4 protein-coding genes are annotated in these 2,553 nt (G+C 77.0%); all 4 read right to left on the bottom strand.

The window, feature by feature from the left end; genetic code table 11:
• On the bottom strand, positions 1–187 hold a 187-nt coding region (locus tag K6U79_11520), incomplete at its 3' end, for a hypothetical protein (GenBank protein ID MCL6522982.1).
• The gene (locus tag K6U79_11515) at positions 184–1,047 is read right to left on the bottom strand and encodes a hypothetical protein (protein MCL6522981.1); all 864 of its coding nucleotides are present in this window, start codon (positions 1,045–1,047) and stop codon (positions 184–186) included. The genes K6U79_11515 and K6U79_11520, both read right to left, overlap by 4 nt.
• 46 nt (positions 1,048–1,093) lie before the next feature.
• Complete coding sequence (locus K6U79_11510; GenBank protein ID MCL6522980.1) at positions 1,094–1,915, bottom strand: hypothetical protein; 822 nt, start codon at positions 1,913–1,915, stop codon at positions 1,094–1,096.
• A 1-nt stretch (position 1,916) separates the two neighbouring features.
• The coding region (locus tag K6U79_11505; GenBank protein MCL6522979.1) for a glycosyltransferase at positions 1,917–2,553 on the bottom strand (637 nt) is incomplete at its 5' end.

The following is a 2,553-nucleotide window of genomic DNA, read 5'->3' as shown; positions in this document are numbered from 1 at the left end:
GCCAGACGGCCTGGCCGGCCCGGAGCGGGCCGCCCAGGAGCTGGGGGAAGGCCCAGGCCGGCGCCTCTTCGGGCTCCTCGCCCTCGACGAGGACGGCCAGTTCCTGGAGCCCGGGACGCTGGCGCAGGAGGCGGAGGACGCGCCCGCGCCGGAGCCAGGCGCCCGCGCGGCTCTCCGGGGTGTTCACGGCGAGGCGGGCGCCTCCGGACCGGTCGGGCCGGGTGCCGGAGGCGGCGGGGACGGCGGCGCCTGCTCCTCGGCGCGGCCGGCGGCGCTTTCGCGCAGCTGGCGACGGGAGAGCTCCACGCGGGCCTCGGCGGGGTGGTAGTGGGGCGCGTTGGGCGAGCGGTAGCGGCCGGCGTAGACCCGGCCCAGGCGACGGTTGCAGGCCGAGAGCGTGGCGTTGACCGCCGCCCGCACCGGGTCGGCGGCCAGGAGCGCCGACCCGACCAGCGGCTCTTCGTTGCGGCTGGTACGCAGGATGACCAAGACCAGGATCACCCGGCGGCCGGCGATGGCCGTCTCGGCAGCCTCCTCCAGAAAGAAGCGGACCTGCGGGTCGACCGCCTGGTTGAGCGCCGCCAGTGCCGCCTCGGCCGCCACGCGGAGCATGCCGCGGCCGGAGTGGGCGCCTTCGGCGCTGCCCTTGAAGGGGCCGGCCAGCTTGGCCGGGGGGTCGAGCGGCCAGAGGGTGGCGGCCGGCGCCTGTTCCTCCAGGCTGACCTCCACGCGGATGACGTCGCGCAGCAGGTCGGTGGTGGCCTGGAGCGAGACGACCGCCAGGCGCACCCGGGAGGGGGCGCGCGGCACCGCCTGCTGGGCGACGCTCACCTTGCGGTAGTCGACCATCAGCCCCCAGCGGGCGGCCAGGGCGCTCTGCACGTCGCGGACCAGCGCCTTGGGCGAGCGCTCGTCGGTGGCCAGGACGTGGATCTCCTCGATGCCGCCCCACTCGTTGACCACCACGCGGGCACCGATGACCGAAGGAAGCTGTTTGACGAGGGCGGTGATCTCTTCCGCGCTGACCGGGGCGCGCTCTTTCTCCATGCGGTCGCCTCCTCCGAGGGATCCGCGGGCAGTTTCGGCGACGAATTTACGTTCGCCTGCCGAGTTGATCCAGAAAACGCAGGAATCGCCAGTGCTCGATCCAGAACGAGAGGGAGGTGACTTCCGCCGCCACCTGCACGCCCGCCAGCAGGGCGAGGGCGAGGAGCAGCGCTCCGGGCGGGGCGCCCAGCGCGAAGAGGACGCCCGTCCAGATCCCCATCGCGTTGGCCCCGGCGTCGCCCAGCATCGCGCGCTCCCCCAGGTCGAAAAAAAGCCAGGCGGCCACGGCGGCCGCGCCCATCCAGCCGGCCGCCGCCGCGGCCGGCTGGAGCCCCGCCAGCTCCAGCAGGAGCAGCGCCGCCAGGAGCCACTTGCCGGCGCGGCCGGGCCTCAGGTCAAAGACGTTGACGACGTTGGCGGAGAGCGCCATCACCAGCGTCCGCACCAGCCAGAGGGGCCAGCCACCGCCCGCATCCCAGGCGGCCCAGCCCGCCGTCGCCAGCCCCGCCGCCGCCTTGAGCACGCCGCCGCTGAGGCGCCCGCGTAGCAGCTCGCGCAGGTGCCCGCGGAGCCCGCGCGCCTCGCCCGGCGAGCGGGTGTCGTCGTAGAGGCCGACCGCCGCCATCACCAGCGCCGCCAGCCAGGCGCGTCGGACGGCGCCGGCGGGGAGCAGGAGCGCCGCCAGGCCGGCGGGCAGGAGGAAGCTGATGCCTGCGCTGGTGGGCACCGCTCGCCCGCGGTAGTTGCGGCGCACCCGCCCGAGGCGCGCCATCAGCAGGCTGGAGGCCCAGGCGCCCGCGGCCTCCAGGAGGGCGGCCGCCGCCGCGGCCGCCGCCAGCCATGCCGGACCGGGCGCCGTCCCGCCCATCTCAGCTCCGCGCCTCCCCCGGCCTCTGCCGTACCGCCGCCTCCAGCGCCAGCCGGAGGAGCGCCCAGGCGATGTCCCGCCATTGCCGGCCCCGGTGGAGCCAGCCGCGCAGGTCGCGGCCCGTCGCCCGGTGGCGCAGCGGCACCGGCACCTCCTCCACGCGGGCGCCCGCCCAGAGGGCGCGGACGGTCATCACCGTCTCCACCCCGAAGCCCGGCGCGAAAGGGGTGAGCCGCACGGCCAGCGAGCGCCGGAGCGCCCGCTGGCCGGAGACCGGGAAGCGGGGGCTCCAGCCCGTCAGGCGGCGGATTCCCCAGCGGGCGAGCCCCACCACCCAGCCCAGGCCCGCGCCGCGGGGCGGCCCGGGGAAGGCGGCGACGCTCATCTCCGCCCGGCCCGCCGCCAGCGGCTCCAGCAGGGCGACGGCGGCAGCCGCGCTCTCCCCCAGGTCGGCATCCAGAAAAAGGATCGGATCGCCCGAGGTGGCCTTGAGGCCGGCGGTCAGCGCCGCTCCCTTGCCCCGGTTCCGGGCCAGGCGCAGGACGCGCGCCCCCGCCTCGCGGGCGCGCGCCGCGGTGGCGTCGCGGGAGCCGTCGTCCACCACCAGCAGCTCGCGGAAGCCGGCCCGCCGGAGGGCG

The sequence above is a fragment of the Bacillota bacterium genome (assembly GCA_023511835.1).
Classification (GTDB): domain Bacteria; phylum Bacillota; class Sulfobacillia; order JAIMAT01; family JAIMAT01; genus JAIMAT01.
Note: the sequence above shows the minus strand (reverse complement) of the source record. Positions and strands in the feature narration are given on the sequence as shown.